Source organism: Flavobacterium aciduliphilum, from assembly GCF_003268855.1.
Taxonomy (GTDB): Bacteria; Bacteroidota; Bacteroidia; order Flavobacteriales; family Flavobacteriaceae; genus Flavobacterium; species Flavobacterium aciduliphilum.
Genome location: NZ_QLSZ01000005.1, coordinates 146,893 through 173,210 on the forward strand (window position 1 = coordinate 146,893; position 26,318 = coordinate 173,210).

23 protein-coding genes are annotated in these 26,318 nt (G+C 35.4%); 16 read left to right on the plus strand and 7 right to left on the minus strand.

Features of this window, described 5'->3' with window-relative positions:
- Positions 1-114: 114 nt before the first annotated feature.
- From glmS to CLV55_RS07140, 3 genes are read right to left on the minus strand one after another with little or no spacing between them, the layout of a single operon-like run.
- Positions 115-1,962, minus strand: coding sequence for a glutamine--fructose-6-phosphate transaminase (isomerizing) (gene glmS / locus CLV55_RS07130; RefSeq protein ID WP_112113058.1), 1,848 nt, complete (start codon positions 1,960-1,962; stop codon positions 115-117).
- 11 nt (positions 1,963-1,973) lie between these two features.
- Positions 1,974-3,671: a DUF4270 domain-containing protein gene (locus tag CLV55_RS07135; RefSeq protein WP_112113120.1), complete on the minus strand. Its 1,698-nt coding sequence runs from the start codon at positions 3,669-3,671 to the stop codon at positions 1,974-1,976.
- A gap of 13 nt (positions 3,672-3,684) precedes the next feature.
- Positions 3,685-4,491, minus strand: coding sequence for a glycogen/starch synthase (locus tag CLV55_RS07140; protein ID WP_112113059.1), 807 nt, complete (start codon positions 4,489-4,491; stop codon positions 3,685-3,687).
- 105 nt (positions 4,492-4,596) lie between these two features.
- Between CLV55_RS07140 and panC the strand changes: the two genes are divergently transcribed.
- From panC to CLV55_RS07180, 8 genes are all read left to right on the plus strand, one after another.
- Entirely contained in the window at positions 4,597-5,445 is an 849-nt protein-coding gene (gene panC / locus CLV55_RS07145; RefSeq protein WP_112113060.1) for a pantoate--beta-alanine ligase, read from the plus strand.
- Between the two features lie 14 nt (positions 5,446-5,459).
- Positions 5,460-5,810, plus strand: coding sequence for an aspartate 1-decarboxylase (gene panD / locus CLV55_RS07150; RefSeq protein WP_112113061.1), 351 nt, complete (start codon positions 5,460-5,462; stop codon positions 5,808-5,810).
- 4 nt (positions 5,811-5,814) lie between these two features.
- On the plus strand, positions 5,815-6,774 hold the full coding sequence (locus CLV55_RS07155; RefSeq protein ID WP_112113062.1) for a lysylphosphatidylglycerol synthase transmembrane domain-containing protein: 960 nt from the start codon (positions 5,815-5,817) through the stop codon (positions 6,772-6,774).
- A 53-nt stretch (positions 6,775-6,827) separates the two neighbouring features.
- Positions 6,828-7,979, plus strand: coding sequence for an alpha/beta hydrolase (locus CLV55_RS07160; protein WP_112113063.1), 1,152 nt, complete (start codon positions 6,828-6,830; stop codon positions 7,977-7,979).
- Between the two features lie 25 nt (positions 7,980-8,004).
- Positions 8,005-9,363, plus strand: coding sequence for a DNA repair protein RadA (gene radA / locus CLV55_RS07165; protein ID WP_112113064.1), 1,359 nt, complete (start codon positions 8,005-8,007; stop codon positions 9,361-9,363).
- Positions 9,364-9,372: 9 nt separating this feature from the next.
- On the plus strand, positions 9,373-11,331 hold the full coding sequence (locus tag CLV55_RS07170) for a transglycosylase domain-containing protein (RefSeq protein ID WP_112113065.1): 1,959 nt from the start codon (positions 9,373-9,375) through the stop codon (positions 11,329-11,331).
- An 81-nt stretch (positions 11,332-11,412) separates the two neighbouring features.
- Complete coding sequence (locus tag CLV55_RS07175; protein WP_112113066.1) at positions 11,413-12,165, plus strand: hypothetical protein; 753 nt, start codon at positions 11,413-11,415, stop codon at positions 12,163-12,165.
- Between the two features lie 11 nt (positions 12,166-12,176).
- Positions 12,177-13,994, plus strand: coding sequence for a DUF4139 domain-containing protein (locus CLV55_RS07180; RefSeq protein WP_112113067.1), 1,818 nt, complete (start codon positions 12,177-12,179; stop codon positions 13,992-13,994).
- A 235-nt stretch (positions 13,995-14,229) separates the two neighbouring features.
- Here the strand turns inward: CLV55_RS07180 and CLV55_RS07185 are convergent, their stop codons facing one another.
- Positions 14,230-14,823, minus strand: coding sequence for a dual specificity protein phosphatase family protein (locus CLV55_RS07185; protein ID WP_112113068.1), 594 nt, complete (start codon positions 14,821-14,823; stop codon positions 14,230-14,232).
- Entirely contained in the window at positions 14,823-16,742 is a 1,920-nt protein-coding gene (locus CLV55_RS07190) for an LTA synthase family protein (protein WP_112113069.1), read from the minus strand. The genes CLV55_RS07185 and CLV55_RS07190 overlap by 1 nt, the downstream gene beginning before the upstream one ends.
- A gap of 113 nt (positions 16,743-16,855) precedes the next feature.
- Here CLV55_RS07190 and CLV55_RS07195 point away from each other — a divergent pair, with 113 nt between their 5' ends.
- The 8 genes from CLV55_RS07195 (at position 16,856) to CLV55_RS07230 (ending at position 24,921) form a co-directional block, all read left to right on the plus strand.
- On the plus strand, positions 16,856-18,631 hold the full coding sequence (locus CLV55_RS07195; protein ID WP_112113070.1) for an AMP-dependent synthetase/ligase: 1,776 nt from the start codon (positions 16,856-16,858) through the stop codon (positions 18,629-18,631).
- An 83-nt stretch (positions 18,632-18,714) separates the two neighbouring features.
- Positions 18,715-19,476 (plus strand): Rossmann-like and DUF2520 domain-containing protein, encoded by a 762-nt coding sequence (locus CLV55_RS07200; RefSeq protein WP_112113071.1) that lies wholly within the window; start codon positions 18,715-18,717, stop codon positions 19,474-19,476.
- Positions 19,460-19,987, plus strand: a complete 528-nt coding sequence (locus CLV55_RS07205) for a KdsC family phosphatase (protein WP_112113072.1) — start codon at positions 19,460-19,462, stop codon at positions 19,985-19,987. The genes CLV55_RS07200 and CLV55_RS07205 overlap by 17 nt, the downstream gene beginning before the upstream one ends.
- Positions 19,988-19,993: 6 nt before the next feature.
- A complete protein-coding gene (locus CLV55_RS07210) occupies positions 19,994-20,920 on the plus strand; it encodes a geranylgeranylglycerol-phosphate geranylgeranyltransferase (RefSeq protein WP_112113073.1) in 927 nt (308 codons plus the stop codon).
- On the plus strand, positions 20,913-21,503 hold the full coding sequence (locus CLV55_RS07215; protein ID WP_112113074.1) for a Maf family nucleotide pyrophosphatase: 591 nt from the start codon (positions 20,913-20,915) through the stop codon (positions 21,501-21,503). The genes CLV55_RS07210 and CLV55_RS07215 overlap by 8 nt, the downstream gene beginning before the upstream one ends.
- A gap of 44 nt (positions 21,504-21,547) precedes the next feature.
- A complete protein-coding gene (locus CLV55_RS07220) occupies positions 21,548-21,793 on the plus strand; it encodes a hypothetical protein (RefSeq protein ID WP_112113075.1) in 246 nt (81 codons plus the stop codon).
- 116 nt (positions 21,794-21,909) lie between these two features.
- Positions 21,910-23,625: a sodium:solute symporter gene (locus CLV55_RS07225; protein ID WP_112113076.1), complete on the plus strand. Its 1,716-nt coding sequence runs from the start codon at positions 21,910-21,912 to the stop codon at positions 23,623-23,625.
- Positions 23,626-23,634: 9 nt separating this feature from the next.
- Entirely contained in the window at positions 23,635-24,921 is a 1,287-nt protein-coding gene (locus CLV55_RS07230) for a cryptochrome/photolyase family protein (protein WP_112113077.1), read from the plus strand.
- 10 nt (positions 24,922-24,931) lie between these two features.
- On the opposite strand, the gene CLV55_RS07235 is transcribed toward CLV55_RS07230, so the two are convergent.
- Positions 24,932-25,591 (minus strand): HAD family hydrolase, encoded by a 660-nt coding sequence (locus CLV55_RS07235; protein ID WP_112113078.1) that lies wholly within the window; start codon positions 25,589-25,591, stop codon positions 24,932-24,934.
- Positions 25,588-26,310: a tRNA threonylcarbamoyladenosine dehydratase gene (locus CLV55_RS07240; RefSeq protein ID WP_112113079.1), complete on the minus strand. Its 723-nt coding sequence runs from the start codon at positions 26,308-26,310 to the stop codon at positions 25,588-25,590. The genes CLV55_RS07235 and CLV55_RS07240 overlap by 4 nt, the downstream gene beginning before the upstream one ends.
- Positions 26,311-26,318: the final 8 nt, after the last annotated feature.

Sequence of the window (26,318 nt, forward strand, 5' to 3'; positions counted from 1 at the left end):
ATTGTTAATTTATTTTACACTTTTGTTATTTTAAGGATAAAAAAAAGTAATATGAAAATAAAAAAAGGCTGAACTCTTACATGAGTCAGCCTTTAGTTTTGGATATCATTAAGGTTATTCTACAGTAACTGATTTTGCTAAATTTCTAGGTTGATCAACATTACATCCTCTCATAACCGCAATGTGGTAAGACAATAATTGTAGCGGAATAGTAGTTAATAAAGGAGATAAAGCGTCTGATGAATCAGGAATTTCAATAACATGGTCTGCTAAATCTTTAACTTGCACATCGCCTTTGGTCACAATAGCGATAATTTTACCACTTCTTGATTTTATTTCCTGGATGTTACTTACTACTTTATCATAATGATTTTGCTTAGGTGCAATCACGACAACTGGCATTTTTTCATCAATCAAAGCAATAGGCCCGTGCTTCATCTCTGCTGCTGGATACCCCTCTGCATGGATGTATGAAATCTCTTTAAGTTTTAGCGCTCCTTCCAAAGCTACTGGAAAATTATAACCTCTACCTAGATACAAACAGTTTGGTGCATCTTTATATATGGCCGCAATTTCTTTGGAAATATCATTGGTTTGAAGTGCTTCCATTACTTTTTCTGGAATCACCTCCAATTCTAACAAATAACGGTGAAAATCAGAATTTGAGATAGTCCCTTTAGCTTTTGCTAGACGTAGAGCCATCATCGTCAAGACCGTAATTTGAGTTGTAAAAGCTTTTGTAGAAGCTACTCCAATTTCAGGACCTGCATGAGTGTAAGCACCCGCGTGAGTTTCTCTTGAAATAGAAGAACCTACAACATTACAAACTCCAAATACAAAAGCGCCTTTTTCTTTAGACAATTTAATCGCTGCCAACGTATCTGCTGTTTCTCCCGATTGAGAAATGGCAATAACCACATCTTTATTCGTAATAATTGGATTTCTATAACGGAATTCTGAAGCGTATTCCACTTCAACAGGAATTCTTGCAAATTCTTCAATAATATATTCTGCGACCAACCCAGCGTGCCAAGACGTACCACATGCAATAATTAAGATTCTATCAGCATTTAAAAATTTCTCGATATTATCTTCAATACCAGCCATTTGGATGATGCCACTATTCGCCAACAACCTTCCTCTGTAGGTGTCTTTTATAACATTAGGTTGTTCGTAAATTTCTTTTAACATGAAATGTTCGTATCCTCCTTTTTCAATTTGTTCCAAATTCATTTGGAGTTCTTGAACATAAGGATCAACTAATGTATCATCTTTAATCTTTCTAATTTTAATAGGCTTGTATAGACGAACAATTGCCATTTCTTCATCTTCTAAATAAATTGCATTAGAAGTATACTCTATAAAAGGAGAAGCATCAGAAGCGATAAAAAACTCTCCTTCACCAACTCCAATTGCCAAAGGACTTCCTAAACGAGCTGCTACAATTTCATTTGGCTTTTTCGTATCAAAAACACAAATTGCATAAGCACCTACTACTTGGTTTAAAGCTACTTGAACCGCCTTACCTAATTTAAGTTTATCCTTTTTTTGAACATCTTCAATCAAATTAATCAAGACTTCAGTATCTGTATCCGAATGAAAAACATACCCTCTATTGATGAGTTCTTTTTTCAACGGCTCATAATTTTCAATAATTCCATTGTGAATAATAGCTAACTCACCTGAATTTGATAGATGTGGGTGCGAATTCACATCATTGGGTACTCCGTGTGTAGCCCAACGGGTATGCCCCATACCAATACTTCCATTAATTGTATTTTCTGAAGCTGATTTCTCCTCTAAATTTGAAACCTTCCCTTTCGTCTTTGAAACATTAAGTGCTTTACCGTCATAAAGCATAACTCCAGCACTATCATATCCTCTGTATTCTAATCGTTTTAACCCTTTTATTACAATAGGGTACGCTTCTCTATATCCAATATATCCAACTATTCCACACATAATTTTTCTTTTTAATTTGGTTTTGTGTAATAAATTTCTAGTTTTAATCTTTTATTTGAAGGAACACTTGGGTTGGACCCATACAATATTGTTCCTAGTGGATTTATGACAGACATTTGGGGAATGTATTTACTAAGTTGAGTTCCTGTTCCATTTAATGGTGCTGGAGAATTTGTAGAAAATGGTGATTGTAAATAAACATTAGCGCTATTACTTATATTTTCTGTTATAACCAATCCTAATCTTACATTTGTTGAGTCTTTTAAAGGATCGGTATTTAATCCATTTTTAACCAACATTCTAAGGTAATTTGTAATTCTTATTTTATATTTCGTTCCTCTTTCTCCATTTGCCTTATTGACAATTTTTTCATTATCATCCATTAAAATACCTCCAAATATTTGTTTATTGAATTTTGATGTTGAAGCACTTGTACTAATATCCGTATACAAGTCAATCAAAGGCCTTCTGTTAGTCAAATCATATAGATAAACTCGATTTGGTTCTGGCGCTCCAGTCATAGCATCTTTATCAATTGAAAAAGTAAGATTGGCTTCGTTAATCATCCAATTTTCATTTCTCATTTTGTTCAAATCTGCGTTATTACTATTCTTCTCTCCATTAAATAAATCAATTACCGCCATGGAACCATTACCACCTTTTAAAAAGAGCCTGTTGTCTCCTTGTGTTGGATTTGGCGTGACATAACCCGGATAGGTATTGTCATTTTCCAGCAAGTTTACACTATGCCCTGAAAGATTAATCGTCATTTCTTTTCTTGTGATTGTGGTATCAGTAGACGAAACTTGATCTTTATATACAATAGTGATGACCCCTCTTGAAAAATTCATCATGGCTAAGGTTCCTTGACTTTCAGAACCTGAAGCTTCCTCCACATTAAAATACAGCCCTCTAAAATATTCTTTAAACACATTGTTATTAAATAATTTCCCAGATGGAGCTTGCATTATTTTTGAAGTAAAAAACGTTTTGTCTAAATTGACAAATAACCCTGGAGCAAGTCTAGTCCTAACATTAGTATAATCAGGATTCCCATCGGAACCATTTTTGTAAAATTTAATTTGTTTTGGACTGAATACGAATTGGTCATTTTGACTGTAATCGGGTGCTGTTACAGTATGATCGTACACATTGCTGTTATCATTATTTAAACGGTTGGCAGAATGATAGGTGTCAAAAACGGATTTCTGATTAGAATAGTATTTTTGTGGTTGCTGAAAACCTGTTGAAGCATCATAATCTTCTAGCATTTTAGTAGATTCGTATATACTTAGTTTAATTTTTCCTGAACCCTGAATAGAATCTAGTTTATATGTACTATCTCCTGAATCTGTATCGGTACTTTGAAAGGTGCTAAAATAAGGTACATAAAGATATACTGAATCAATTACAGGAGTATAAAAAGTAGGATTAGTAACCGCTAATGCAACTTGAGACACAAAACTGGCTTTTGTTTTTCCAAAAACAGGATTGTTATAATATCCAAATTGATTAAGGGATAAATCGTTGGTTTGTACTGGGCCTAAATCTTGATTGTATGCATTGACATCAAATTGAGCCACATTCAATCCAAAGTGATCATCTCCCACAATATTTGATCCAATTTCGTTGATGTCTCTATCACAAGATGCGAAAAAAACGATTAAAACCCCAACTATAAATGCTTTTACTAAAATACTACCTTTCATGTTTTTTAAATAATTACGATAACAAATTTTTATAGAAAGAAGCATACGAATTCGCAAACTCTTCTTTTGGAACGAAAGGTAAAAAAGGTTTACCAGAAGATTCTATATATTTTGTTAAACTTGAAGCTAAATTTTCTGAGGCTATAATCACGCCGTCGGAATGATTTATCGTGGTTTTTATTAAATTCTCGTAGTTGGGTACTTCCATATCGGTCAGCGCGGCATGAGGAATACCGTCATATTTTATTTTATTAATCATTTCAGTATCTAAAGTTCCATCAAAAGATTGTCCATAAACCGAAGTTATAATTTTAGTTTCAGAAAACAATGCTTCATCTTTATAAAAATGCTTTAAATACACAGGAAGTAGAGAAGCCATCCACCCGTGAACATGAATAATATCGGGAACCCAGTTCAGTTTTTTTACTGTTTCAACCACACCTTTGGCAAAAAAAATAGTACGCTCATCATTATCGGGATACAACACCCCGTCTTCATCAGAGAACGTAGCTTTTCTTTTGAAATACTCATCATTGTCAATAAAATATACTTGTATTCGTTCCCTTGGAATAGAGGCTACTTTAATAATTAATGGCATATCCACATCATTGACCACTAAATTCATTCCAGATAATCGAATCACTTCGTGCAATTGGTGTCGACGCTCATTAATATTTCCATATCTCGGCATGAAAATTCGAATTTGCCCCCCTTGATCATTCACCATTTTAGGCACATCATAAGACATTAAAGACACTTCATTTTCCGCTAAATAAGGCACCACTTCAGATGATACAAATAATATCCTCTTATCTTCCATTATAATTTGTATATAGTATTGGCAATAAAAATTATGCAAAATTACAAAATTTTATGTAGATATTTACTAAAGTAGTAAGTTTGTACCCTATTTAATACAATTCAAATGGTAATTTTTAGCAAAAAAGCAGATGTAATAAGCGTTTTAGAGCAAAAAAAGCATCCAAATTCTACTATCGGATTCGTGCCAACCATGGGTGCATTACATCAAGGACACCTTTCTTTGCTAAAAAAATCATTGGAAGAAAACACCATTACTGTCATCAGTATTTTTGTGAACCCGACACAATTCAACAATCTCGAAGATTTAGAAAAATATCCGCGAACTCTAGAGCAAGACCTTAATCAAATTGGAACGATTTCAAAGGATATTATTGTATTTGCCCCCACAGTTGATGAAATATATGAAGGAAATACCGCTGCTAAACATTTTGAATTTGATGGTCTAGAACACCAAATGGAGGGCAAGTTTAGACCTGGTCATTTTGATGGAGTGGGAACCATCGTTAAACGTCTTTTTGAAATCATCTCTCCTACTAACGCCTATTTTGGAGAAAAAGATTTTCAACAATTACAGATTGTGAAAAAACTTGTAAATAAATATCACATCCCAGTCACTATTGTTGGATGTCCTATTTTTAGAGAAGCAAATGGATTGGCGATGAGTTCTAGAAACGAGCGGTTGACAGCCACCGAACGTGAACTTGGTTCGCTAATCTATAAAACCTTATGCGAAGCCAAAAACCAATTTTCAAAAAAATCGACGAAAAAAATCACTGATTTTGTTAAAAACACATTCGATAAAAATTCTCATTTTGAGTTTGAATATTTTGAAATTGCTGACGAAGAAACTCTTTTACCTTGTATACGAAAAAGTAAACATAAGAAATATCGTGCATTTATTGCAGTTTTTATCAACAAAATACGTTTGATAGATACAATTTCACTAAATTAATTTAACTTTGCCCCATGCAAATTCAGGTAGTAAAATCAAAGATTCATCGCGTCAAAGTTACAGGCGCTGATTTAAATTATATCGGGAGTATCACTATTGATGAGGCTTTAATGGATGCTTCCAATATTATTGAAGGAGAAAAAGTCTCTATTGTAAACATCAATAATGGGGAGCGATTTGAGACGTATGCTATTAAAGGGGAGCACAATTCGGGTGAAATTACACTTAACGGTCCTGCCGCACGAAAAGTGCAACCCGGCGACATCATTATCATTATTTCTTATGCCATATTAGAATTTGAAGAGGCTAAATCATTCAAACCTTGGCTGGTGTTTCCAAATGAAAATGACAACTCACTGAAATAATCTTTTGAAAAGTACGATTCGCAAATGGATATCCATTTTAATCCCTGTTTTCATAGGGCTTGGGATTGTCTTTTATCAATATCAACAATTCACCAAAGAACAGCTTACAGAAATTGAAGGGTATTTCAAAAACGCCCAGTACTTCTATGTTTTTCTTGCTGTTTTTGTAGGTTTTTTAGGAAATACGATTCGGGCCTATCGCTGGAAATACATGCTCGATCACTTGGGGTACCACTCTACTTTCAAAAATAACTTTATGGCTGTAAACGTAGGCTATCTCTTAAACTTAACCCTACCAAAATCGGGAGAAATTTCTAGAGCGGTTATCGTAAAAAAGTATAATAAAATTCCGTTTGATAAAGGTTTTGGAACCATTGTCGCTGAGAGAATCATCGACATGTTGTTTCTTTTACTCTTCATGGTGTTAACCATCGCCATTCAATATGATATCGTAAAGGCATTTATTTTAGATAAAATTCCGTTACATTTTATAGTACTCTTGCTATTTGTTGGAATCATTTGTTTTGTAGGTTTTATCTTATTATACAAATATTCAAAACTTAAAATAGTTGTACTATTCAAAGAAAAAATCGCAGGATTAAAAGAGGGCTTGATGAGTATTATTCACATGAAAAAAAAAGGGCTGTACTTTTTTCATACCCTTTTAATATGGTTTTCCTACATCGTCACTTATTTAATTGCCACTAAAGCACTTCCAGAAACGACAAACCTATCCATGGGGGCGAGTATTACTGCTTTTGTTGTGGGAAGTATTGCCATCTCATTTACCAATAGTGGTTTTGGAGCATTCCCTTTTTTAACCTCAAAAGTCTTACTTTTCTATGCCATTGCAGAACCTGTTGGAGCTGCGTTTGGTTGGATTATATGGACCTCCCAAATGCTGCTTGTATTATTGTTGGGGCTCCTCTCTTTTTTGTTATTGCCTATTTTGAATAGAAAATAATTTAGTATCTTGCTTGATTTTAGACAACAATCGTCTGTAATACAACAACTCTTATGAAAAAAACTATAGTTCTACTTGCTCTAATCCTAGGATTTAATGGTTTTGCACAAATTATTAAAGATAGTATTTTATCAAAAAAACAAGACAAATACCGATACATTACGGTTTCGCTTCCTAAATCCTTTAAAAAAGATTCTAAAAAAACCTATCCCTTACTTTTCTTACTTGATGGAGATTATCTTTTTGACCCTTTTAATGGCGCTATAAGTTATGGAAATTATTGGGATGATTTACCTGAAGTAGTCCTTGTAGGTTTGGACCAAAATAAAGAAAATGAAAGAGCTGACGATTGTACTTTTGACGAAACCACAGGGCTTCCAGAAGGAAAAGGAGCTGATTTTTTCGAATTTATTGCTGGCGAATTATTGCCACAAATTCAATCTAAATACCACCTGTCAAACTTCAAAATCATTGCTGGACATGACATCACAGCAGGTTTCATGAATGTTTTTCTCTATAAAGATGCCCCTCTATTTAATGCTTATATTTCTATAAGTCCAGAATTACAACTTGATATGGAAACCCATATTGCTGAGAGACTGTCTATTTTTAAGCAACCTATGTTTTATTATCAATCGGTGGGAGAAGGCGATATTAAAAGCATGAAAGAGAAAATTGCTACGCTTGATGAAAACATCAAAGCACTTAAAAATCCGACATTAAATTATAAATATGACGAAATTAAAGGAGCTTCTCATTATTCGCTTGTTTTATTTTCGATTCCAAGTGCTTTATATCAAATCTTTAGTTGTTATCAACCGATATCAACCTCTGAATTTCAGGAAAAAATTGTCAAATTAGAATCGGGTTATGTAGAGTATTTAAAGAATAAATACGACACCTTGGAAAAAGTTTTAAACCTTAAAATGCCCATCCGTATCAATGATTTCAGAGCAATAGAAGCCGCTATCTTAAAAAACAAAGCGTATGCTGAATTTGAACTATTGGCGCAACTTTCACACAAAATGTATCCTAAAACCATGTTGGGAGATTATCACATGGCGATGTACTACGAAAATATTGGCGACGCTAAAAATGCTGTTAAATATTATTTAAATGCCTTTCAACTTCAGCCAATTGGAGAACTCACCAAAGATCTTATGCTCGAAAAAGCAGATGCATTAAAAAGTCAGGTGAAAAAATAATTCTGTAGAACCTAAATATAGCTTAATGACCAAACTCAAAACGTCATTTTTTTGTCAAAATTGCGGTACTCAATATGCGAAATGGCAAGGTCAATGTCATACCTGTAAGCAATGGAATACGCTTGCAGAAGAAATCATTCAAAAAGAAGAAAAAAAGAGTTGGAATCCTGTTTCTGAGTCAAAGAAAGCCGCAAAACCTTTAAAAATTGCCGAAATTGATTCGTCGCAAGAAGTGCGAATGGATACTTTGGACGGGGAATTAAACCGAGTGCTTGGTGGCGGAATCGTACCTGGTTCGTTAACCTTATTAGGCGGTGAACCCGGTATCGGAAAAAGTACCTTACTGCTTCAAATTTCTTTAAAACTCCCATACAAAACCTTATATGTTTCTGGAGAAGAAAGCCAGAAACAAATTAAAATGCGTGCGGAACGAATTACACCCAATGGTGACAATTGTTACATTCTGACCGAAACCAAAACGCAAAACATTTTCAGACAAATTCAAGACATTGAACCCGAAATTGTAATTATAGATTCCATTCAAACCCTACATACCGATTATATTGAATCAACAGCCGGAAGCATCTCGCAAATTAGAGAATGTACCGCCGAATTGATCAAATTTGCTAAAGAAACCAATGTGCCTGTCATTTTAATCGGTCATATCACCAAAGATGGAACCATTGCAGGACCCAAAATTTTGGAACACATGGTCGATACAGTTCTCCAATTTGAAGGCGATCGAAATCATATTTACAGAATTTTACGCAGTTTAAAAAATCGATTCGGTTCTACTGCCGAACTCGGTATCTATGAAATGCAAGGTTCGGGATTGCGTGAAGTTGCCAATCCCTCCGAAATTTTGCTTTCTCATCGTGAAGAAGAACTCTCAGGTACCGCTATTGCAGCTACTTTAGAGGGAGTGCGTCCTTTGATGATTGAAATTCAAGCGCTCGTCTCAACTGCAGTATATGGAACCCCGCAACGCAGTACCACAGGATACAATGCCAAACGATTGAACATGATCTTGGCCGTTTTAGAAAAAAGAGCTGGCTTCCGACTCGGAACAAAAGATGTCTTTTTAAATATCACTGGAGGTATCACCGTAGACGATCCAGCCATTGACTTGGCGGTTGTAGCATCAATACTTTCGTCCAATGAGGATATAGCCGTTGGAAAAGATGTTTGCTTTGCAGGGGAAGTTGGTCTTTCGGGAGAAATTCGACCCATAAATCGAGTGGAACAACGCATTCAAGAAGCCGAAAAGCTTGGTTTTGCCTCTATCTTAGTATCGAAATACAATAAAATTTCTTTAAAAAATACGCTGATAAAAATCGTTATGGTCTCAAAAATTGAAGAGGTTGTAGAACATTTATTTGGATAGCAGAAGTACATGAGAACCAAAAAACAAAAAATTCAGCTCTTTCTTAAAATTACTTTTGGCATCCTCGCTGTCGGTTTATCGCTGCTTTTCTTTTTTAGAAATTCTATTTTAGAGCGCGCACTAGCGCGAATAGATGCAAAACTAACTCGGGATTATCAGTGTGAATTTCATGTTAAAAGCGCAGAATTTCACGGAATTTCTAATATTGAGTTTCGCGACATTTCGTTAGTCCCAAAAAAAGCAGACACCTTGATATGCATCAAATACCTTAACACTTCTGTAAATTTTTGGCATTTGTTATTGGGAACCGTTCAGCTTGGAAAACTTGAGATAAATCAGGGCTACATTCAATTAGTAAAAAATAAAAATGGCCTTAATTTTGATGCCTTCCTAAAACGTAAGAAAGAAGAAAAAACGGATGACCAACAAGTAAATTACGCTAAACTAGCCTATCGCATATTGTCCAAAACACTAAATTTAGTTCCTACCGATATGAATGTAAAAGGATTTGCCTTTCGCATGGATGATATGGGTAATCAAGTCATTTTTGATTTTTTACAATTGCAACTAGAAAATAAAAAACTTCAATTCCTAATCCAAGTAAAAGAAGATGACACTAAGCAAAATTGGAGCATCAGTGGTTTTGCCGATCCAAGAGAACGAAAAGCTAATTTAACGTTTTTCAACACCCAAAATGACAGCATCCGATTGCCCTATCTAGCAAAAAAAATCCATTTAAAAACAAGTTTTAAAACCATACATTTCAATCTTGAAAATCTAGATATGAGTGGGGGCGAATTGCATATTGACGGTTTTACTTCTATTGAAGATTTTAAAATTAATCATGCCAAAATTGCTAAAAATGATGTACTCATTAAAAAAGCGCGTTTCGATTATCGATTCGTTTTTGGTGCTCGATTTATGGCAATTGACAGCACATCGCAAGTGAAAATTAATGATATAAAATGTGTGCCGTATCTCTCTTATATTAATGATACCGATAAAATTGTAGCATTCAAGTGGAACATCCCAAAAATGAAAGCGCAAAATTTTATAACATCATTGCCAGAAGGTTTATTCAGTCATTTTAAAGGTATGGAAGCTCAAGGGAATTTTAGTTATCGTTTGAACTTTGAATTCAATAAAAGTAAGCCCGATCAGGTGGTGTTTGAAAGCAAATTGAAACCCGAAAATCTCAAAATTACCAAATATGGTGAAGCCGATTTGAACAAAATTAATTCGGAATTTACCTATCGCGCTATTGAAAAAGGAATTGCACAACGTCCTATTTTAGTGGGACAATCTAATGTAAACTACACCCCTTTAGATGCGATTTCACCCTTTCTTCAAAAATGTGTCCTAACTAGTGAAGACCCCTCTTTTTTTAGTCACCGCGGATTTATTACAGAGGCCTTTAAGCAATCGATTGCTAAAAATATTCGGACGAAAAAATTTGCACGAGGCGCCAGCACCATCAGCATGCAATTAATCAAAAATGTTTTTTTGACTCGAGAGAAAACGTTGTCTCGCAAACTAGAAGAAATTTTATTGGTTTATATTTTAGAAAATAACCGAATTGCCAGCAAAGAACGCATGTTGGAAGTGTACTTCAACATTATCGAATGGGGCCCAAACATCTATGGAATTGGAGAAGCTTCTCATTTTTATTTCCAAAAAAAACCTTCCGATTTAACGCTGAAAGAATGTTTGTTTTTGGCAACTATTATTCCAAGACCTAAAGGTTTTATGTATCGCTTTGATGCCGAGCATCGATTAAAATCGTTTGCCAACCAACAAAATGATTTTTTAACCCGATTGTTGTTGCGTAGAAATTTAATTACTCCAACAGACACCATTGGTTATCATTTGCCCCTTACGATTTCGGGGCCTGCTCAAACCTTTCTAAAAAGTAACATGTCTTCTACTCCAAACATCGATTCTACAGCCGTGGAAGATTTTGGGTTGTAATTTTTTTATGTCCCTTCCAACCTTTTCAGTTAAAAAGTTATCTATGTAAATGAGATGAATTTTTAACCAAACTACATTATTATGAAAAAGAAGTTTTCACTAGAAATAAAAACGCCTTGTCACGAGAATTTTAACAATATGATTTCGAATGCCAATGGTTCGTTTTGCAATTCATGTGCGAAAAACGTAATTGATTTAAGTACAAAAACCAATCGCGAAGTAGCACAATTTATTGCCGAAGCTAAGGACAAAAACATCTGTGTGAGATTAAATGTTTCCCAATTAGAACAAACTTTTGAATATGAAACCCATCCAAAAAACAACAATTTTAAATATGCAGTTGCAGTTGCAGCATCAATTTTAGTAACTTCCAATAGTGTTGCTCAAGACAACAAACAACCTTTTACTACGGTGCAAACCTGTGAAGCAAAACCGCCAAAACACCTACTAGGGAAAGTTGCGATTCAACAACAAAAAACGAAGGTAGTTACTGTAAAAGGATACGTTTTAGACAAAAAAACCAACAAACCCATTTCGGCAGAAAACTATCCAAACTTATCTATTTATGCCTACGGCGCTGCGAAAAGTACTTCAATCGATCCAAAAACTGGAGCCTATTCGCTAGATGTTGAGCTCCATGAAAATACCAAAATCATTACGATATACATTAGTAATAATGATTTTCGTTATTCTAAAGAATTTACGATAAATCCGAAAGAAAAAAACAAAATACTACCCATTTTAGTAGATCCAGAAAAAGAATTCCAAGCACTCAAAATAATGGGCGGCATGGGTGTGAATTATAGAACCAACAAAAAAAACAATCCCTCTTAATTTAGTATTTTATGAAAAAGATTTTCCTTGCTTTTCTAGTTTCGGCTGTGGCCTTAGCACAAAAACCAATTTTTACATCGGCTAAAGTCAAAGCGGCAACGGTGTATTTCAATGCAGCCGAATTGCAGCAAACTACTTCGGTCAATCTTCCTGTGGGAACGAGCGAAATTGTGATTAAAAATGTCGCCGATTATTTGAATGAAAACACAGTTCAAATTGGCGCGCCATCTTCAGTTACCGTGTTGTCGGTGCAGTTTACGCAGAATTACATGTCAGAATACGAAATTGACGAAAGCAATCCTGCTATTAAAAAAGTGCGCGATAGCATAACGAGAGTGCAAAAAGAAATCAACAAAGTGCAAATTGAGAAGGTTTCCAATAGTAAAACTACCGAATTGTTAGACAAAAATCAGATGGTTGCGGGAGCCAATACTGGGTTGAATGTAACCGAATTGATAAAATTAGCGGATTATTACAAAATCAAACGAACAGAATTGAGTACTACCTATCTTGTTTTAGAAGAAAAAGAGACTCTTTTAAACAAGAAGCTACAAGCCTTAAACGAAAAATTAGCCGTCAATACTCAAAAAGAAGAAAAAACTTCTAAAGGAAAATTAGTCCTTCAAGTCATGAACGAAGTAGCCGGAAACGTGAATTTGGATATCAATTACATTACCAACACAGCCTCATGGAATCCGTTTTATGATTTGAGAGTTGACAGTGTGAAAGATCCCATCAACATGATGTACAAAGCACAAGTAACACAAAATTCGGGCATCGATTGGAAGAAGGTAAAACTTACCTTATCCAGCGGCAATCCAAATCAGAATAATCAAGCCCCTTTGTTGAGTTCTTGGTTTTTGAGGTATGGAAATTTATACAAAGCCCATGAGGAGTTGTACGATAGAAAAAATGTGATTCAATCATTAACAGGAAAAGTTACCGGATTGCAAATAGAACCTTCACAGGGAATCAAAAAAGAAACAAGAATTCAATTGCGAGGCAGCAGAACAATAACAGACGATAATCAATCATTAGTAGTTATAGACAATCAAATTTCAACTGCCGAAGTCATGAAACAATTACCGCAAGAGTCAATAAAATCAGTCAATGTGCTTAAAGGTGATCAAGCAGCGGCATTATACGGAGATCAAGGTGCCCATGGTGTAATTATAGTAACAACTAAACAAATGGATGACTACACTTCCATCAACGAGAACCAACTCAACGTTTCTTTCGATATAGATATTCCGTATGATATTTTATCCAATGGAAAAGCACATTCCGTAGCCTTAAAAGAAATTAAATTACCTGCTACGTACAAATATTATGCAGCGCCACGAGTAGATAAAGAAGCCTTTTTATTAGCAGAAATTAATGAGTATTCAAAATACAATTTGTTGCCTGGAGAAGCCAACATTATCTTTGAAGGATTGTATGTAGGTAAAACGAGCATCAACCCTAATCAAACTGCCGATACCTTAAACTTAAGCATGGGACGCGATAAAAAAATTGTGGTTAAACGTGAAAAAGTAGCCGATAAATCGGGAACTCGATTCTTATCTTCTTATAAAGAACAAACGTTTACGTACGATTTAACCATCAGAAACAATAAAAAAGAAGAAGTACAAATGCTATTGAAAGACCAATATCCGTTGAGCACGGACAAAGACATCACGATAGAAGTATTAGAAGACGGAAAAGCCAAAGTAAACACTGAAACAGGCATCATGACTTGGGATTTAAAACTTCCTCCAAACGAAACAAAAAAAATCAGAATCAGTTATAAAGTGAAATACCCTAAGGATAAAGTGATTGAGAATTTATAAACTTTTCTTGTTTATCAGAATTCTAGAATGAGAACTTTTCTAATAGAGCATTAGGTTTATTTAAACCTGATGCTTTATTTCTTTTATAGAATTAGAAGATTGAATAACAGAAAAAATCTAAAAAAGGACACAAAACAGGTTAAACAAAAAACCAAGAAATTCTTTACGTTTAATCACACCCCTTTTTAAAATAAAATACTAGTAAAAAAAGGCAAGCATTAGATTATTAAAAAATTTACTTATTCTTGCTCATACACTGTTTTCGACTTTTGTATTGTTTTAAATAATCGCCTTTAGGCTTACCATCATCAAAAGAACTATACAACAGCGGAAATGGATAAGCCGCTTTACTTCGAGCTTCCTCATTGGTCCACCCTTCATATTCGATTCGATAAATTGCCGAATACATTTGCGCACGACCTATACCATGAAAACAGTGAATTAAAACAGGATAATTTTTCTTGTTATCCATAATTTTAAAAAACAAATCTAAATTCTTCTGATTAGGTACTTGATCGGAGCCATCGTTAAAATAATTTACCCCAGGGATCTTTGAGACAGCCAATTTTTCTGCTTTGAGTTCGCTTGGTACTTCAGGATTGTTCACATCATCTCCCGTACCTGGAAAACGAAGATCTACAATAGATTTAATATGGTATTTTTTTACATAATCGGCAATTTCATCTGGTGGAATGGCCCCACTTTTATAGACTTTACCTTCTGTAATAGTCATAAAATTGTGGTTTATGTGTCGGTCGTAAATATATTTTCCGGTCAATGCCACTACAACAAGTAACACACCAAGGCTGATTTTCTTTTTTACACTCATTATTTATCTAATTTTTTGTCAATGATACGCGCCATGAAATCTTGTAAAAAGGCTTGACATTTTTTTTCTAACAAATTCATCGCAGCAGTTCTGTGTTTTATTAAATTGTGCTTTAATTCCTTGTCATTCTTATCATAAAAACCAACCGCTTTTTCACCATCCAAAGTGCAAATATAATTGCCACTCATCATTTGATACTGATCTGAAGAATAGCGCATCACAAAAGGAGTAGGAGCTTCTTTGCTGATGAGGCTTCGTCCCCAACTTCTAAAAGGTTTTTCATAACCTATCATATCCAACAATGTGGGATAAATATCTATTTGTTGCGCCCAATCTTTATTGATTCCTTTATATCGTTCACTTGGCGTAAAAAACAAAATAGGTACTGTATGAAAATTTTGATCTTTACCGTACTCAGGATAATAAATTAAATTATCATGATCGGCTACCAATACAAAAATCGTATTGGAATACCAAGGTTGTTTTTTGGCTGCTTTAAAAAATTGTTTTAATGAATAATCGGTATACCCAATACATTGATGGATTGGGTTGTCTCCTTTTGGAAATTTGCCTTCATATTTTTCTGGAATCACATAGGGTTCATGCGAAGAAACCGAAAAAAGAGTTGCCATGAAAGGCGATTTCTTTCGACTCAAAGTTGTATTAAAATACTGAAAAAAGGGTTCGTCCCAAATGCCCCATGACCCATCAAAATCGTCATCGTTATTGTATTCATTCTTTCCATAATAATGATCAAAACCAAGGATGTTGCTAAAGCCTAAAAAACCCATGGATCCATTGGGAGCCCCATGAAAAAATGACGTATCATAGCCCTCACTTTTGAGCACTGAAACTAAAGATTCTATCTTTTGCTTCGGATAAGGCGACGAGGTAAACGCATCTTTAAACGAAGGAATTCCTGCCAAAACCGATGACATCCCGTGAATAGACTTATACCCATTCGCGTAAGCATTGGTAAAAATCAGGCTGTGTTGAGCCAAAGAATCGACAAACGGCGCATATCCTTTATAATTTGGTATTTTATTGTCTTTGTTAAAAGCACTGATGTATTCTTTACCGAAACTTTCCAATATAAATATAACAATATTGGGTTTAATTTTAGGATTTTTGTTGTAGTGTTTCACAGGAATAACTAGTGAATCAATTGTTTGTTGATTTACCAAGTGTACTTTTTTAAATGTATTGGTATTCCAAGTTCTGATAATAGCAAATGGCGTATTGAGTACAAAATCAGCTTGAGAAGCATCAGTAACATATTTACTTGCATCGAGCATGTTGATGGGTCGAGTACTTTTTTTAAAATCGCCTCGAATACCTCCCACACACAAAGTAGCCACAAGCAAAAGACTAAGTATCGACACTGTGAAAAACCGTGGGGATGGTTGATGTTTAATATGTCTAACTTTTACTTTTTTGTAGCCATACACCCAGAGAAAAGCACAACAGAAAAACAACAAAAAGACATGCCAATATTCAACTACAAAATTTAGAAACAACCGTGTTTTGTTGCTTTCATGCTCCAAGGTATCGAGCGAGGCTCTCGTACTTCTGTTAAAAGTATATTTGTAATAAATAAAATCAATAAAATTGGCAGCATAAGCCAAAAGATTGGTCACAAAGTATAGATAAAACAACCCTTTTTGAAAGGATTGACGCGTGTTGATAAGTAGAGGCAACAAAGACAAAACAATGAAAAGCGCATTGATATATAAAATAGTGGTTGTATCAAATGCGATACCGTGATAGGCTAGCTTTAAAAAATCGGAAATTGAATCTATTTTAATTAAATCCTTGTTATAAATAAAGAAAAGCAATCGTGCAATCATATAAAACACGTATGCCAATCCGATTCTATACAATAAGGCTTTATATTCGTTGATTCGTAAATGTTTTTTCATTCTTGAAAGACATCAATTTTAGTGCAAAACTACTAAATCCTAAAACTATAATATAAAATATATTGTTAATATATAAATTATTGGTTAATTTGCATCAAATAATGTTGTTTATAATGAGTACGATAACACGTCTTTTCGATTTTCCCTATCATCAATTAGAAAAAAATAATTTATCCGATTGTTTGGTTACCAAATATAATGGAAAATGGGTAAAGACCTCAACAAAAGAATATATTACTAAATCGAATGTAATTTCACGTGCTTTGCTTCGATTGGGTGTTGAAAAAAACGACAAAATTGCTATCATTTCGTCTACAAATCGCACGGAGTGGAATATTATGGATATCGGGGTGTTACAAACAGGAGCGCAAACAGTCCCTATTTACCCCACCATTTCAGAAGACGATTATGAATATATTTTAAATCATTGCGAAGCAAAATATTGTATCGTTTCTGATGTAGAAGTCTTATACAAAGTAAACTTGATTCGTGAAAAGCTTACTTTTTTAAAAGAAGTCTATTCGTTTAATGAAATTGAAGGGTGCAAAAATTGGAAAGAACTCTTAAAACTAGGAGAAGACGAAAGCAATCAACTAGAGGTAGAAGACAGAAAAAACAACGTACAATCTGACGAATTAGCCACAATTATCTATACTTCTGGAACCACAGGAAAACCAAAAGGTGTCATGCTCTCTCACAACAATATTGTTTCAAACGTGTTGGATAGTGCTTCTCGAATCCCTTTTAAAGAAAGCAGCAGTAAAGCGTTAAGTTTTTTGCCGATTTGCCATATTTTTGAACGGGTCATTTTGTATATCTATCAATATTATTCGGTATCCATTTACTTTGCCGAAAGCATAGACAAATTATCCGACAATATAAAAGAAGTACAACCTACAGTTTTTTCGGTTGTGCCTCGTTTACTCGAAAAAGTATACGATAAAATCATCGAAAAAGGCTCTGCGTTAACAGGAATTAAGAGAAAATTATTCTTTTGGGCGGTAGATCTCGGTCTGCAATATGAACCTTATGGCGCCAATGGAATCTGGTACAACTTTAAATTGGGCATCGCTCGAAAATTAATTTTTAGCCAATGGCAAAAAGGTCTCGGTGGAAATTTAACCGTGATGGTTTCTGGAAGTGCCGCTTTACAAACTCGTCTCACTCGTATTTTTGCAGCCGCACAAATGCCTGTTATGGAAGGGTATGGTTTAACTGAAACTTCACCCGTAATTACTGTAAACGACAAGAGAAACCGCTTGTTTAAAATAGGAACAGTTGGAAAACCAATTCACAATGTCACAGTAAAAATTGCTGAAGATGGCGAAATTTTATGCAAGGGACCCAATGTAATGCTAGGGTATTTCAAAGACAAAACCCTTACAAAAGAAGTACTTGTCGAGGGCTATTTTCATACGGGAGATATTGGCGAAATTGATGCGGAAGGATTTTTAAAAATCACCGATAGAAAAAAAGAAATGTTTAAAACTTCGGGAGGAAAATACATCGCACCTCAAGTTATTGAAAACACTATGAAACAATCCTTATTTATTGAGCAAATCATGGTGATTGGCGATGGTGAAAAAATGCCTGCCGCTTTTATTCAACCGAATTTTGAATACACCAAACAATGGGCTTCTTCACTTGGTATAGAATTGGGTGCAACTCATGAATCATTAATTACACATCCAAAAGTGTTGCAAAAATTCCAAGAAGAAATCGAACACTACAATGAAAAATTTGGAAATTGGGAAAAAATCAAAAAATTTGAATTGACATCAAATGTTTGGAGTATTGATGGAGGCGAATTAACTCCAACCTTAAAATTAAAACGTATAATAATCAAAGAAAAGTATAAGGCTCTTTACGAGAAAATTTACAACGAATAATTGTATGTAGACTTGCTTTTTAGAGTTAGATCTTCCTCCTTTTTCAACAAAACGTTTAATATAATTTTACTACTTTAGCACCCATGAATAGTGTAGTAATTATAGGTTCGGGAAATGTAGCACAACATCTTATCAAAGCGGTTGAAAAGGCCCCCGATTTGGACTTGGTGCAAGTGTTTTCTAGATCGCATTCGGGATTAAAACACCTTGTCCCTCAAGAAAAAATTACTTCAAACTACGAAGAACTTAAAGACGCTACGATATACCTAATCTGCGTATCAGACAATGCGATTCCTAGTGTGTCTTATGCTCTGCCGTTTCAAGGAAAATTAGTAGCACATACTTCGGGTAGTGTGACGCTACAAGAGATGAGCACTCAAAATAGAAGAGCGGTTTTATATCCACTACAAACATTTTCTAAACAAAAAGAACTTGATTTTACAAAGGTCCCCCTTTGTTTAGAAAGCGAGTATGAGACCGATTATGAAATTCTCGAAAAAATAGCTTCTGCCCTCTCCCATACGGTATACAAGATTGATTCTACACAACGTCAGGCATTGCATGTTGCTGCTGTTTTCGTTTGTAATTTTGTCAATCATTTGTATAAAATAGGAAACGATATTTGTGATGAATACGACATTCCTTTTGCTATATTGCGTCCACTTATTATGGAAACTGCTTCAAAAATAACCGTTTTGTCGCCCAACGAAGCGCAAACAGGACCTGCCAAAAGAAATGACACTACTACAATAAATAAGCATCTGAATGGGTTAACAAAACCAAACCAAAAAGAACTTTACAAAATACTAACAAAATCTATCATTGATGATGTCGAAAAACTATAAAGAACTATTAAACCAAATTACAACATTTGTTTTTGATGTAGACGGCGTACTTACCGATAGCTCGGTACACATCACTCCTACTGGAGAAATGTTACGAATCATGAACATCCGTGATGGATTTGCGATGAAAGCTGCCTTGGAAAGTGGTTATCGCGTATGCATCATCTCGGGAGGCAATAACGAAGGGGTTCGAATTCGTTTGCGCAATTTAGGCATTTACGACATTCATTTGGCGAGTCCAAACAAAGTTGATACGTTCAACGAATATATTGAATTGTATGGCATTCAACCTGAAAATGTATTATACATGGGCGATGATATTCCCGACTATCATGTGATGCAATTGGTAGGATTGCCAACATGCCCCCAAGATGCGAGCCCAGAAATTAAAACTCTTTCAAAATATATTTCACATAAAAATGGTGGAAAAGGCGCCGTTAGAGATGTCATTGAACAAGTGATGAAAGTACAAGGAAAATGGCATTTGTATTATAATGGTAAACACGATTAAAGTAACATGAACTATTTACGATTCATTCGCTATAAAAATTTACTTCTTTTAGCCTTAATGCAATTGGTATTTCGATTGGGTTATCTAGAACTTATCAAAATCCCTTTGTCTTTATTTTATTGGCAATATGCTCTATTGATGGCTTCTACAGTATTAATAGCAGCTGGAGGTTATATCATTAACGATATTTTTGATCAAGACATTGACGGAATAAATAGACCCCATCAAAATTATATTGGGTCATTGATTTCAGAAAACAATGCCTACACCCTCTATGCAGTGCTCACTATTATGGGTGTGGGTTGTGGGTTTCTATTAGCCAATTCCGTGGACCATGCCAACTTTGTCATTATCTTTGTTCTTGTCGCTACCTTGCTATATTTCTATGCCAGTTATTTGAAACGAATAGCCTTACTAGGTAATATTCTCATTGCAGCCTTGCTGGCTTTTAGTGTTATTATTATTGGCATTTTTGATATTTTCCCCAATACTTTTGATGTCAATCGGGCGCAAATGGCGGTGGCTTTTTCCATTTTGCTAGATTATGCAAAATTTGCCTTTTGTCTTAATTTAGTTCGCGAAATCGTCAAAGATATCGAAGACATAAGTGGTGATGCAACCTATGGTTTACAAACCTTACCTATTCTAATTGGAGCTACCAAAACCCGAATTATTGCTTTTGTATTGCTTATACTCCCTGCACTTTATTTACTATACTACACCTACAATTATCTTTTTGCAAATGGATTGTACTATGCCATTGCGTATATGGTTTTGCTCGTACTTTCACCGCTATTTGTATGTGCAATAAAAATTATACACGCCCGCGAAAAGCAAGAATACCATCAAATCAGTACGCTTTTAAAGTGGATTTTATTTTTCGGAATCATTTCTGTTGCAGTCATTACATTAAACATTATCCACCATGCCTAATAAAATAAAAATCATACTCGCATCAGGTTCGCCAAGACGGCAACAATTTTTAAAAGATTTGGATTTAGATGCCTTTTTCGATTTGGAAATACGAGTAAAAGAAATCGAAGAACACTATCCCAAGGATTTAAAAGCAGCCGAAATCACCAACTATTTAGCGCTATTAAAAGCACAAGCTTTTGACAATGAACTTGCTCCAAACGAGGTGTTAATCACTAGCGACACAATTGTTTGGCACAAAGAACAAGCCCTTGGCAAACCCAAAGATTATGAAGATGCTGTGCGTATTCTACAATCCTTGTCTGAGGCTACACACCAAGTAATCACATCGGTTTGTTTTAAAACTAACGAAAAAACAGCGCTCATACACGAAGTGACAGAAGTAACTTTTTCAAAATTAACTCCTTCACAAATTCACTATTATTTAGACCACTACAAACCCTTTGATAAAGCGGGGGCTTATGGGATTCAAGATTGGATTGGATTAATTGGGATTTCAAAAATTGATGGTTCTTATACAAATGTGGTAGGGTTGCCAACAGAAAAAGTATATCATTATTTAACAACACATTTCATAAAATAATCGTAACTTTCGACTTGTAAAATGATTTTTAATAGACTATTACTATGGAAACCGAACAAGAAATCAATGCGAAAATTATGAAAGTGACTATGGTAATTCATGAAAACTATCCCGAATTATCAAAATATTTAAACGAAATGCCTATCACAGTTCCTGTGGATTCAAATCCCGAGGTGAATGTGAAAAACCTTCAAAAATATTATGATACTTTGCTTACCTTGTTTCGGAATTATGTTGCCGAGCATCAGTTAAAATATGTAAACCAACATAACGATCAAGGGCATTTATAAAAACTAAAAACATGGCAAAAGATTTTACTTGGAAAACGAGCTACTCTTGGTTGTTAATTATCAATATTGTGTATGTCGTTTTTTTCTACATTTTAATGCAAATTTTTTCCTAAACCATGAAACAACTCGACTGGATTATTCTCTCCATTACGTTACTCTTTATTGTTTTTTATGGCGTTTATAAAACCCGTGGAAGTAGAAATGTAGAAGAATATATTCTAGCCAATAAAGAAACACCGTGGTGGCTCGTAGGCCTTTCTGTAATGGCGACTCAAGCCAGTGCCATTACCTTTTTGTCTACACCAGGACAAGCTTATCACGACGGAATGGGTTTTATACAGTTTTATTTTGGATTGCCTCTTGCGATGGTAGTCATCAGCTTGGTATTTATTCCTATCTACCATAAAGCTAAAATATTTACCGCTTATGAATACCTCGAAGGTCGTTTTGACATTAAAACACGTTCCTTGGCTTCTCTGCTTTTTTTATTGCAACGAGGATTAGCCGCAGGCATTACCATATATGCACCCGCCATCATTTTATCGACACTACTGGGCTGGAATTTAACTTTGCTCAACATCATTATTGGGGTTTTAGTCATTTCATACACTTTTATTGGCGGTACCCGAGCAGTCAATGTCACGCACAAACAACAAATGTTTATCATTATGCTTGGGATGGCGCTTGCATTTTACCTCATTTTACACCTATTGCCAAATGAAATGACGTTTTCTAATGCGTTGCATATCGCTGGAGCCAATGATAAAATGACCCTTTTAGATTTTTCTTTTGATACCGAAACACGATATACTTTTTGGAGTGGCATCACTGGAGGTTTTTTCTTGATGCTCTCTTATTTTGGAACCGACCAAACGCAAGTGGGACGCTATTTGTCAGGCAAAACCGTTCGAGAAAGTCAAATGGGGTTGATCATGAATGGTTTTTTAAAAGTCCCCATGCAGTTTTTTATTCTATTAACAGGTGTGATGGTGTTTGTCTTTTATCAGTTTAATCCCGTGCCGCTCAATTTCAATCCGAACAATAGCGAATTGGTGAAACATTCCAAATATCAAGAAGCCTATGCGACTCTAGAAAAACGTTTGGCAGCCTTAGGCGAAGAAAAGAAAGAATACAACCTTTTGTATATTGACCATTTAAATCAGAATTTTGACAACCCTATTCTAAGAAACAAACTCATAGATTTGGCAGGTCGTGAAAAAGATTTGCGCGATCAAGCCAAAGAACTCATCGGAAAGGCCGATCGAAAAGCCGAAACTAATGATAAGGATTATGTTTTTCTTCATTTCATTTTACATTACCTCCCTACAGGTCTGATAGGCTTGTTACTCGCCGTAATCCTATCGGCAGCGATGTCGTCTTCGGCTTCAGAATTAACTGCCTTAGCCTCGACTACCGCTATAGATATCTACAAAAGGAATTTAAAAAATGAAAAATCAGACAAACACTATCTAAGAGCCACCCAGCTCTTTACCTTATTTTGGGGATGCGTCGCTATTCTGTTTGCTTGCATTTGCACCTTATTTGAAAATCTAATCCAATTGGTCAACATCTTAGGGTCGGTTTTTTATGGCACGCTACTGGGTATTTTTTTAGTCGCTTTTTTGCTCAAGTATGTCCGTGGGAATGCGGTCTTTTGGAGTGCCGTTTTAAGTCAAATTTCAATTTTTTTAATCTATTATTTTTTCATTCATCAGTATCCAAGTGGTCAAGAACGATTGGGGTATTTATGGCTTAATTTTATTGGAGCAGTACTTACTATTGGTTTTTCCCTTATCTTTCAATTTGTTCAAAATCGTAAAATAACAATTTAAAAAATATTTATGGTCCTTTTTTGGTTTCGAAGAGATTTAAGACTCGATGATAATGTAGGGTTGTATCATGCCCTAAATAGTGGCGCTCCTGTTTTACCTATTTTTATATTTGACAGCAGTATTTTAGACCAGTTGGAGCCCAATGATGCCCGAGTGACTTTCATTGCACAACAATTGGAAAAAATCCAATCGCAACTGCAACGTATCGGAAAATCACTGGCTGTGTTTCATGGAAAACCTCTCGATATTTTCAAAAAGCTACTTGCCGAAAACACCTTTGAAGCCGTCTACACGAATCACGATTATGAACCTTATGCTCGCAAAAGAGATGTAGAATTGTATCAGCTCTTCAAAACACACGATGTTGCCTTTAAAACAAGTAAAGACCAAGTGATTTTTGAAAAAAATGATATTAGTAAAGACGATGGAAGTCCCTATGTGGTGTATACGCCTTATTCAAAAAAATGGAAAGAGACCTTACAAAAAAACCAATGGAGCGCATTACCTTCTGAGGAAGTTCTTGACCGGATTGCCTCCCACAATTATCCTTTTTTATCCTTATCGGATATCGGATTTGTGGTGTCTTCGATTAAAATTCCTGACTACAATGTTTCGCATGATTTGATTGTTCATTATGAAGCCACTCGAAATTTTCCTGCGCTAAACAAAACCTCCTTTTTGGGAATATACCTCCGATTTGGCGCGGTTTCCATTCGAAAAATTGTGACCAAAGCATTAGAACATCAAAACGATACGTTCTTAAAAGAGCTCATTTGGCGTGAATTTTTTATGCAGATACTATGGCATTTTCCCCATACGGTACACGCGAGTTTCAAACCCAAATATGATGCCATTGCCTGGGAAAATAATGAAACTCTATTTAAAAAATGGTGTGAAGGAAAAACAGGCTATCCTTTTGTGGATGCTGGCATGCGCGAACTCAATGCTACGGGGCACATGCACAACAGAGTTCGCATGATTGTAGCCAGTTTTTTGTGCAAACATCTGCTCATCGATTGGCGTTGGGGCGAAGCTTATTTTGCCAGCAAGTTATTAGATTATGATCAATCGAGCAATGTAGGGAATTGGCAATGGGCTGCTGGAAGTGGCGTCGATGCAGCACCCTATTTTAGGATTTTTAATCCTACAGAACAAATCAAAAAATTTGATTCTGACTACAAATACATCAAAAAATGGGTGCCCGAATGGAATACGGCTCGGTACCCTAAACCGATTGTAGACCATAAAGAAGCACGAGAAAAATGCTTGCAAACCTATAAAGCGGCTGTGGGTTAATTGCGTTGGATTAGAATTTGAGATTGGAAATGAGCTCAAAATTTAAGGTTCTAAAATCGGAAATTACCACATCGGCTCGAGAATAATCTTGAAGTTTTGAATGTGGACTATCATACCCAATGCAGAATATTCCCGCACCTTTGGCGGCATGAATGCCATTGGTACTGTCTTCAATGACCACACACTGAGTTGCCGTATTTTGTGAAAGACGCACCGCTTCTTCAAAAATAGCGGGGTGGGGTTTTGATTGAGGGAACTCTTCACCAGACAAGATATGTGTAAAATAGGGATGTAATGCAAAACGTGTAAATACTTTCTCGATGGTTACTTTTGCCGAACTGGAGGCCAAAATTAGTTGCATTCCCTTTTGATGCAAGTCTACTATCAACTCATGAACGCCATCTAGAAGTTGTAATTCATTAGCCTGATCAAAAGCTTCGTTAAACAACCTGCGTTTGGTATCAATCAACGTATCTACAGACTCGTTTATATCGAAAAGCGCTTGTAGTTTTTGATAGACATTTTTAGTTGAATTACCCGTAAATGAGGCATACAACTCGTTTGACACCTCAATTCCTAATTGCTCAAAATGTTGTTGAAAAGCAAAATGATGGAGTGGTTCGGTATCGACAATCACACCATCCATATCAAAAATTACAGTGCGTATCATTTTTTGTGTTTTATCAAATAGCGCACCACTGTTTCTGCGGCATGCAACCCAAAGAGACAGGGCATCCAACTATTGGTTCCGTAAAACGATTTTTTAAAATTGGTTCCATCAGTCATTTTTAAGCTGCTTTCGTCGGGACGCTCATAGGAATAAACTACTTTCACACCAGAGGAAATGCCTTCTTTCTTTAATCGTTTTCGAATGACTTTAGCCAACGGGCAATAGTCTGTTTTTCGGATATCGGTTACTTTTACCTTGGAGGCTTCAAATTTTCCTCCTGCACCCATACTACTAATGACTTTGACCCCTTTTCGTTTCGCCGCTAGAATTAAGTTTAATTTTGGCGTAATGCTGTCTATACAATCAAAAACATAATCAAATTGTGGCGTGACCAATTCGAAAGCACGCTCGGGAGATAAAAACTCTTCGATTCGGGTTAAATGCAATTCAGGATTAATATCCATGAGGCGATCGCCCACCACATGCACTTTTGGCATCCCTACAGTAGAATGTAACGCGGGTAATTGTCTATTGATGTTCGTGATGTCTACCACATCACCATCCACAATGGTCATGTTGCCCACTCCTGCACGAGCTAAAAACTCGGCTGCAAAAGACCCAACACCTCCTAATCCGACTACTAAAACATTTGCTTTAGTTAAATTTTCTAACCCTTCTTCTTTAAAAAGAAGTGCCGCACGTTCTTGCCACTTTGCCATGATTCTCT

What these genes read in the sequence shown, in the direction of transcription:
- glmS (WP_112113058.1), bottom strand. Translation starts at nt 1,962, where the DNA reads ATGTGTGGAATAGTTGGATATATTGGATATAGAGAAGCGTACCCTATT.
- CLV55_RS07135 (WP_112113120.1), bottom strand. Translation starts at nt 3,671, where the DNA reads ATGAAAGGTAGTATTTTAGTAAAAGCATTTATAGTTGGGGTTTTAATC.
- CLV55_RS07140 (WP_112113059.1), bottom strand. Translation starts at nt 4,491, where the DNA reads ATGGAAGATAAGAGGATATTATTTGTATCATCTGAAGTGGTGCCTTAT.
- panC (WP_112113060.1), top strand. Translation starts at nt 4,597, where the DNA reads ATGGTAATTTTTAGCAAAAAAGCAGATGTAATAAGCGTTTTAGAGCAA.
- panD (WP_112113061.1), top strand. Translation starts at nt 5,460, where the DNA reads ATGCAAATTCAGGTAGTAAAATCAAAGATTCATCGCGTCAAAGTTACA.
- CLV55_RS07160 (WP_112113063.1), top strand. Translation starts at nt 6,828, where the DNA reads ATGAAAAAAACTATAGTTCTACTTGCTCTAATCCTAGGATTTAATGGT.
- radA (WP_112113064.1), top strand. Translation starts at nt 8,005, where the DNA reads ATGACCAAACTCAAAACGTCATTTTTTTGTCAAAATTGCGGTACTCAA.
- CLV55_RS07170 (WP_112113065.1), top strand. Translation starts at nt 9,373, where the DNA reads ATGAGAACCAAAAAACAAAAAATTCAGCTCTTTCTTAAAATTACTTTT.
- CLV55_RS07175 (WP_112113066.1), top strand. Translation starts at nt 11,413, where the DNA reads ATGAAAAAGAAGTTTTCACTAGAAATAAAAACGCCTTGTCACGAGAAT.
- CLV55_RS07180 (WP_112113067.1), top strand. Translation starts at nt 12,177, where the DNA reads ATGAAAAAGATTTTCCTTGCTTTTCTAGTTTCGGCTGTGGCCTTAGCA.
- CLV55_RS07185 (WP_112113068.1), bottom strand. Translation starts at nt 14,823, where the DNA reads ATGAGTGTAAAAAAGAAAATCAGCCTTGGTGTGTTACTTGTTGTAGTG.
- CLV55_RS07190 (WP_112113069.1), bottom strand. Translation starts at nt 16,742, where the DNA reads ATGAAAAAACATTTACGAATCAACGAATATAAAGCCTTATTGTATAGA.
- CLV55_RS07195 (WP_112113070.1), top strand. Translation starts at nt 16,856, where the DNA reads ATGAGTACGATAACACGTCTTTTCGATTTTCCCTATCATCAATTAGAA.
- CLV55_RS07200 (WP_112113071.1), top strand. Translation starts at nt 18,715, where the DNA reads ATGAATAGTGTAGTAATTATAGGTTCGGGAAATGTAGCACAACATCTT.
- CLV55_RS07205 (WP_112113072.1), top strand. Translation starts at nt 19,460, where the DNA reads ATGTCGAAAAACTATAAAGAACTATTAAACCAAATTACAACATTTGTT.
- CLV55_RS07210 (WP_112113073.1), top strand. Translation starts at nt 19,994, where the DNA reads ATGAACTATTTACGATTCATTCGCTATAAAAATTTACTTCTTTTAGCC.
- CLV55_RS07215 (WP_112113074.1), top strand. Translation starts at nt 20,913, where the DNA reads ATGCCTAATAAAATAAAAATCATACTCGCATCAGGTTCGCCAAGACGG.
- CLV55_RS07220 (WP_112113075.1), top strand. Translation starts at nt 21,548, where the DNA reads ATGGAAACCGAACAAGAAATCAATGCGAAAATTATGAAAGTGACTATG.
- CLV55_RS07225 (WP_112113076.1), top strand. Translation starts at nt 21,910, where the DNA reads ATGAAACAACTCGACTGGATTATTCTCTCCATTACGTTACTCTTTATT.
- CLV55_RS07230 (WP_112113077.1), top strand. Translation starts at nt 23,635, where the DNA reads ATGGTCCTTTTTTGGTTTCGAAGAGATTTAAGACTCGATGATAATGTA.
- CLV55_RS07235 (WP_112113078.1), bottom strand. Translation starts at nt 25,591, where the DNA reads ATGATACGCACTGTAATTTTTGATATGGATGGTGTGATTGTCGATACC.
- CLV55_RS07240 (WP_112113079.1), bottom strand. Translation starts at nt 26,310, where the DNA reads ATGGCAAAGTGGCAAGAACGTGCGGCACTTCTTTTTAAAGAAGAAGGG.